Here is a 7,842-nt window from a genome sequence, read left to right as displayed (position 1 = left end):
AGCTGTAACTAATGGGCATTGCAAAACTGTACAACTGCACGTTGAGCGTTCCCTGTAAAAAGTACGTAAACGGCTCGCGCGCACTGTTCTGGTTGGAATTATAGTACACGCTGTTGGCGGCTATGTTGCCGGTTACTTTTAGTGGTTTTTCCTGTCCAAATTGCTCCAGATCGACACTTTGGCCCATAGAAATACCAGCCATAAAAAAAAGCAGTATGCAGAGTAGTCTTTGCTTCAAGATAATCTTTACATTATGGTATTATTGTTTATTCTGTTTAGGGTTGGTTTATCTTTACAGCTTTTATATTGGTTTAGGTATTTGGTTTTTATTGCTTTATTGATGTTTTATCATATTTTCCTTTTTTCTTCTTATTTGGCACGAGCAAGATGCTCGCACTAGCGGGGGGCGGCTCATCTTTTAAACTGTTTTAATTCAATTTCATTTTTCGTTACGTTTTTTGCTCTGCCCCCGCTGCCGCACGATTGCATCGTGTGGTAATTCTCTTTTATCCATAATGCTTAAATTTTGTAAAAGTTTCTACTTATATTTTATTACTAATATTACCCTATGGAACGCGATACAATCGCGCACCAGCGGGGGCTCATATCTTTTAAAATTTTGTTTCCGTTTCATCTTCCCCACCACACGATGCAATCGTGCGGTAGCGGGGCAAATACTTCCATCCCTTTTTCTTTTCTGCAATAGTTTATACTGTCTTCTAAAACAGAAAAATAACATTGTCGTGTAAATACATCTATCCAATACACTGTTGCAAAACTTGTAAAATAAGCAGCCTCTTTGTTATGAAATTTATATTTACGACTCATTCGTTTTTGTTCTGTTATTGCTTATTAATAATATCCTTCTTACTCATAATCGGCACGAGCGTGACGCTCGCGCTAGCGGGGGGCTACCCTAAATTATGTCAATGAACAATTCTTTAAATAATCTTTTTTAAATGTTTTCCTGCTCTAATAATTCGTGTTTAAAATCTTCATAAATTGAAAAAGCGTCTTCCAAAATACCAAACAAGTCTTCCAACGATGTATATATAGGTTTTTTAACATCATATCCTTTCAATATTTTTGTAATCGATTCCCAAGTGCCAAGCGCAAGATTTAATCTTTCTTTATTTTTCCTAACATCTATAACAAACTGTATAAAACCTTTATATGGGATTATATTTAATTGAATGTCATAAATTCTCTTGGCTTCCTTTATCATAAAGAATTTTTCCTTTTTCATGTATTTAATCGGTAGATTTTTGTTTACAAAAAAATTCTCTATTTGAAGATAATGCTCATCACCCATCCTATCTTCCAATTTATCGTGTGTGTCACAAAGAATTTTATATCTTTCTGCAAAATTCATTTTGTTTAGTACATCAACAATATTTTTATTAATTTCCATAGTTTATTCTTTTAAGAAGATAATTTCGATATTATATTCGTTTTTGGCTATTCTCGTATATTTATCAATATCAGGAAATGATTTATTACTATCTGGAATTTCTAAATATTGCTTTCCTTGAATAGTCTTACCATCCAAAGCAGGATATTTATCAGACCTAATAAGTGTACCCGAAGGGTATTTATCTTTTAACTCTTTAAGGTATTTTCTAAAGGTTGATTCTTGAATATCTGCTAAATCAGTAGCTTTTCTTGATATTATTTTACCATCAGTCCCATTGGTGGAAGGAACATATGAATCAACTCTCACGTTTTTACCATTCAATTTTAAGTTAAGCTCATTTATTTCATAATCAAACTTAGCTTTTTCATTAAAAGCATTCCCTCTAGCCAAAGGAGAATCATACAACCAATAATCCCTAGCTTCTTTCCAATCCAACCTTTCTTTAGGCGATTTACCTTCTCTCACTTTTCGTGTTAAATATTTCTGGTAATCATTCTCTAATACATCATCTATAAATTTACCTGTATTGCTTAATTGGCTATTCTTTCCTCCTCGCTTAGCCAGAATCAGCTCTTTATAATATATGTCGTTGCCTTGTTTTTCTATTTGGGCTACTGCCTCTTCTGCTACATTTCTCTGCCGTACATAACTGCTGGTTAATTGCAGTTCGTCTTCGGCAACCTCTCCGTTTATACTTCTTACAACATAGCTAAGGTTGTCAGCATCATCCAATTTGGCCACCACCCCAAAAACATCCCCACCTGCTTTAAAGTATAAAGCACCTGCCCCTGTTATGGCACTGGCAAAGGAATATGCCATAACATTTTCGGCATTGTTTCTGTACCCTGCATATAACATCCCTATTGGGTCGGCAAAATTATCAATTCCAGGAATTAGCCCTGCTACATCTATTAATCCATAAATTACTGGGTCAACTATAGAAAAATTATCAATGTTATAAAAATGCTCTTTAGATAATACCCCATTATTAAAAATGATGTCAAATTTTACACCATAGGCCCATTGTTTTGATGATTTCTCTATAAATTGATTTACCAAATCTGGGTTTGATATGTAAGGTTCCCTAAATAAGCCCACATTTTGGGACACTATTGCTTTTTCTTGTTGCCATATACTATTTTCAATGTTATAACCAATCTCGTTTTCTGCTATTGTACCTTCATTTACTTTTTGTTTAATCTGATTTTGAAAATCAATTACCGAAGTAGAATTGGCCTCTACATCTTCTTTCATCATCCATAAAGAAAGTGTTTTCTCAATGGTTTCTCTTTCTATAGCATATTTAGACCTATAATAACGTACCGCATTAATATATGGTTGTCCCCTTAGGTTTGAAGTAGACTTATATTCTAACTTAACTAGCTCTCCTGTTACAGATTCAAAATAGCGTACCAAATAAACGGGCTTTTCCATTGCTGTAAACGCACCTAACACATAATCGAACAGGTCGGTTGTTTCCTTAAAGCTTTGCGATGAAACTAAAGATGGAGAACTCTGTACAAACCCTGGCTGGATACAACTAATAGTTTTCAGGCTTGCCGTTGGGGATATATCTAAAAAGGGAACGGTTATAAGTACTGTACTACCGCTTCCTTTTAAATCACTTCCTTCCAGTACTTGTTTCGCAAATTCCTCCCGAGCTTGCAAATTCATTTTTGTGGCCACAGGTTGGAACACCACATAAAAGTCGACTCCTGTTTTTTGTTTTAACAGGTACAGTTTATCTTCTATAATTTCTGCTTTCCCGCTTAAATCTCCTTCTGAAACATTTACCAGGTGATAAAAACTGCCTTTACTCCGTGGAGTTTCAATATCAGTTATGGCATTACGCTTCCCATGTGCAGTATTTAATTTTTTGATTGCCTCTTTTACCCCATATTCATCTACTGTACTGTGTTCAGGAAGATAATCACATATAGTTGATTCAAATGGTTTTTTTATTGAGATCTCATTAACAATTGCCTCGCCATTTGGCAGTTCTCCATATACTAATTTGTAGAAATTGGTACTGTATTTAAGCAGCTTGTTTATAGAATTATCGGCATGATATGTTTTATTATCTACTTTTAAAATTTCAGTCAGCGCTTCCTTATCAATTGGATTTTTGCCTTTATTGGTGTAGGACAACAACGACGATACCTTCCATTTAACATCTGCTTTGTTCTTCAATAACGACAACGACTCTACCAATAAAATTTTATAGCTCTTTTCGCTGGATAGTTTATTCTCATAATTGGTTAATAGTGAGTTATCGTGTTGAAACCGGCTTTCTATTTGTTGTTTAATAACCTGAGCGTCATACCCTTCTGCAGAAGCTGTGGGTGTACTATCCAAGAATTTTTGATAATAATCTTTTAAATCTTCCTCGGTGTATTTCCCGCTTGCTAGCGTAATGGGCACTACTATGGGGCTTCCGTCTTCAAGTGCTACATACAGCTCAAGTAAATTTTTTGCGTTAATGGTTGTTAAATAGTCGTTAATAGTTATGGCCTGGGCTTCATCTATAGCAAGTAATCCCGATTTTATCCGTAAACGTTCGTAATTAACATCAATATCGTTAATCAACGCTTTTAGGTCGGACAGGTTTCCGTCCTTCAAGATAATGTACCATGGCTTTTTTGTTCCTTCTATCGAATTTTCTATGGAAGCGTTTCGCGCTGTCAAATAATTGTATTGTGCCTCAATGTTGGCAGGAATATCTATAGCACATAACAATGTACTATATAGAAAAACCAGTATGTATAATAATTTCTTAACCATTGTAACCTGTTATTTTTGAGGTTGCTTTTATTATCTCTTCTTTTATTGTTGGAATGACTTCCAGTTCTGACTTCCCGCCGTCAAGTTCACTTTTTGCCAGTTTAAAAAGGTCGCTTCCATTAGCTTTTGCCATTGCTATAAAACGCTTATAATAATCGCTTTCGGGGTCTTCTATAACCAGTTTACAGATATAATAAATGCTTAACTTCCTCAAGACTTCATCGTATTGTTTTGTCTGCTCGGTCTCATAATCGGTATCAACTATGGCTACATCCAGTACAACGATATCTGAATTGGTTCCCCCACCAGAAACACCTTTTTGCCCACTTAAAACGGTAAAGTTGTCCAACTGTGAAAAATATTCCTTTTCCAGCTCCTTTTCCTTATACTCCCTATAAATCTCTTTTATTGCCTTTCTAACAATGTCACTAAATTGCTTTAAATATTCCTCCCGCTCTTTATTTGCATCATTTAAGTTGTCCTGTGCTTCATTAAAGTTTTCTTTAGCTGTGTTCAGGTTTTCCCCTGCCTCTTTTATAGCTTCTTTGTCTTCCGATTCTTGTGCTTCCTTGAGTTTATCTTCAGCATCTTTTACGGCCAATCCTTTCTCTTCGAAATCATTGGCTGCATCGGTTAAGGAATTTGCTAAATCTTCTGGCAAATCTTCATTCTCAACCCCGTCTACAAAACTCTCGGTTAATTTCTTAATTTGCTCCCTTGTTGCCTTGTCAATATCTAAATTCAACAGTTCAGTAACTATATCCGCCAACTCCCCAATAGCCTCGGGAATCTCCCCAATAGCCTCTAGTTCATCACTTACATCGTCCACATTGCTCCAATTAGCATCATATGTGGTATAGAATGTTCCTGCATACAACTGGTAATCGGTATTGATGCGGATGTTATTGAATTCTACGGCTATTTTCGTATCGGCCAGGTAGGGTACTACAATATAACCTGCCCCGCTATAGGTCCCGTTTTGCCCCTCCACTTCTTTTACCGTTACCGGGAAGTCGCCGGCGGTGAACACCTCGTTGGCAGCAAGGCTTGGTAGCGGGGTTTTGTTGCTGATACGTATTTCGGGGGCTATGCCACAATTATAGTAACTGTCTGCCGTTTTTATCGGTGTGGTAAATTCCTGTACCGCCGAGTAGGTATACCTCGGTTCCTGATTGGCAACGGGTAGCATACACTGCCCGCCCACACGGAACTCATAGGTGGTGCCCGGCTCCAGATTATAGATGCGTGCCTGCGGGTTGATGGCGTTGACATCGAACCAAACCGCACCGCGCACTCCTTTCTTTTTGTACTGTACCTTATACGCCTGGTGGTCCAGGTTGGGCTGCCAGGTGATTTCCTCGCTGTCGCTGCTGAGCGATTTTGCCAAAATATACCCGGGGGCGCTGCAATCGGCCGTATAGGTAAAGTAGAATATCTCGCTGTACCCATTGTTCCTGAACACAGAGGTCTCGCTGATACCATCGCTCACCAAGGCGCGTACCCGCCAGGCATAGGTCTTGTTTTCCAAAAGCGGCGTTTCCCCAGGGCCGTATAACAAGGTATTGTTACGGGTGGTGGTCCGGTAGAGGTTCGGGCTCGCCAAGAAAGCGGCCTGTGGGCCTATCTGTGTGTCCCATAGTTCCCGGAGCTCAAACTCGTACTGTACATTGGTGGCGTTCAGGTGCCTTGGCGTCCAGTTGAAAACAATGTTCTGCGGGTTCTTTGCCTCTACCAAATCCCCTTTTCTCGGCAGGTTTAAAAACGGCGGATCGTTGACAATAAGGTATGCATTGGCGCACCCCAGTTGCGGGTTCGATAGCCGCTGCCCGCTCACCCAATCGAACACTTCCAAACAGAAACTGTAATTGCCGTCCGGTAGCGGGCTGTTGTATTGCTGCGGGGTGATGCCCTGTAGGTTCTGGAGCTCGAAATACGGGCGCAGGTCGATATTGGTGAGCCTTAACGGAACGCCCCCATCGGCAAAGACGGGATTGGCACCGATGACAAAATCATTGGAACGGATGTTGAGCCCGTTCCCTTTGATGGTCAGCCGGAACCTGAGCTGTCGGTTGTATTCGTTCACGTCGGTCATGAGCACGTTGGCGATGAGCTTGTCGCTCTGTGCGGTCACGTAATCGGACAGTTTTAAGCTATAGGGCGGGATAAGCTGCGTGTGTACCTGTACGGGGTAGACCTGGGCCAATCCACTTTTTGAAAACAATACGCATAGCAGGACCATTAAAAAGAAATTTCTCTTTTTGATCTTAAAGCTTTGATATTTGAAATTTGTGTTCATAAGTGGATCAGGTTCGTACTGTTAGTTTATGATTATTCCTTAAATTTTTTATTTATATAATCTCAACCAAAATACAATTATATTTATATGCAATCATTAACCATTTATAACATTCTATGTCGACTTACTGCCCTTTTAGAGCCTTTTTATGATACATATCGGCAAACTGTATTTCCAGGTATGTTTGGATATCTTCCCTGCTTTTTCCGTTTTCGAGCATGGTGAATACTTTGGAGATGTGCTTGTCCTTAAATTCCTTAAATGGCGGGTCGGCATTTAAAATATTATCAAAATGGATGGTATGCAGTTGTTCCATCATATAGGTATGGGCCACATATCGTTTTTCCCTCACTTTCAGTTCTGTTATATCCTTTGCGTTTTTGGTTTTGGCACTGTTTACCTTTGCCTGCAGGGCAAAATATTCTTTTTCTACCACATAGTTCATTTCCACTGCTTCTTCATAGAGTTTTTTAAGCCCTTTAAATGCCAGTTCGTTATAGGTGTCCAGAAAGTCTTTATGGTCGTATAAATACTTCAAGTAATCCATGGCAGCTTCCTTGTATCTCTTGTCGCTATCGTCTTCTGTTTGATAAATAATCCCTTCTAAAAATTTCAAATTGGACTTTATACCTTTGATATTTAAAATGGCACTGAATTTTTCTTCTTTTGAAACTGCCGACACCTGCGGGCTTATGCTATCGTGTGCCCCTTCAAAGTAATATTCGCGGTAGGTAAAGTTGAATCTTTTATCTTTTTTCTCCCTTTTAAACTTCGGCGGAAGGTTAAACGAATAATTATAGCCCAGAGTGGCCGTAAATTCGCTCAAACCGCTTGCATTCTCCTGATAATCGTTGTTCCTAAAAAGCTGGATCAAACTCAAATTGATGTTATGCCGCTCCAACAGCCTGTACCCGGCATTGGCCCGTATGTTGATCATTGATGTTTTCCCGGACGTGTTGTCCGTTGTATTGTATGAAGAAGACAGGCCCGTGTTCAATGTGTTCTTCAAAAAGCTTTTATTTACGCTCAATGTGGGGCCAAAGGTCGTGGCATCTTCCCTTCCTATCGTGTTCAACGTGGCGTTAAGGGCCCCGGTAACGTTCAGTTGTTGTTTTGGGAAACCCATGGTGTAGGCCGTATTGAAATTATGAAAAATAGAGGCGTCTCCTATCCTGACCACTCCGTTTTGTTCATTGGCCACATCGTTTACATTGTAATTGAAGTTGATGTTTTGCTGCAGGTTCTCTTTTTGGGATATTACATAGTTTATCCCCAGCATGGCCGTTTGCGAGAGCTGTTTGTAATCAAGGGTATCCAGGTTGTTATCCAACAAACTATCGTCGTTGATATT

Annotated in this window: 3 protein-coding genes and 3 pseudogenes; all 6 read right to left on the bottom strand. The window is 39.0% G+C overall.

Features of this window, described 5'->3' with window-relative positions; genetic code table 11:
• Nucleotides 1-202, bottom strand: a pseudogene (locus tag PSF86_RS17630) (hypothetical protein); the annotation flags it as partial.
• Nucleotides 203-669: 467 nt separating this feature from the next.
• A pseudogene (locus PSF86_RS17625) lies at nucleotides 670-828 on the bottom strand (transposase); the annotation flags it as partial.
• Nucleotides 829-955: 127 nt separating this feature from the next.
• A complete protein-coding gene (locus tag PSF86_RS17620) occupies nucleotides 956-1,411 on the bottom strand; it encodes a hypothetical protein (RefSeq protein ID WP_277901415.1) in 456 nt (151 codons plus the stop codon).
• A 3-nt stretch (nucleotides 1,412-1,414) separates the two neighbouring features.
• Complete coding sequence (locus PSF86_RS17615; RefSeq protein WP_277901414.1) at nucleotides 1,415-4,195, bottom strand: hypothetical protein; 2,781 nt, start codon at nucleotides 4,193-4,195, stop codon at nucleotides 1,415-1,417.
• Nucleotides 4,188-6,491, bottom strand: a complete 2,304-nt coding sequence (locus PSF86_RS17610; RefSeq protein WP_277901413.1) for a fibronectin type III domain-containing protein — start codon at nucleotides 6,489-6,491, stop codon at nucleotides 4,188-4,190. The genes PSF86_RS17615 and PSF86_RS17610 overlap by 8 nt, the downstream gene beginning before the upstream one ends.
• Before the next feature lie 124 nt (nucleotides 6,492-6,615).
• A pseudogene (locus PSF86_RS17605) lies at nucleotides 6,616-7,842 on the bottom strand (hypothetical protein); the annotation flags it as partial.

This window comes from Galbibacter pacificus, assembly GCF_029603165.1.
Classification (GTDB): Bacteria; Bacteroidota; Bacteroidia; order Flavobacteriales; family Flavobacteriaceae; genus Galbibacter; species Galbibacter pacificus.
This window is presented reverse-complemented; position numbering and strand designations above follow the sequence as displayed.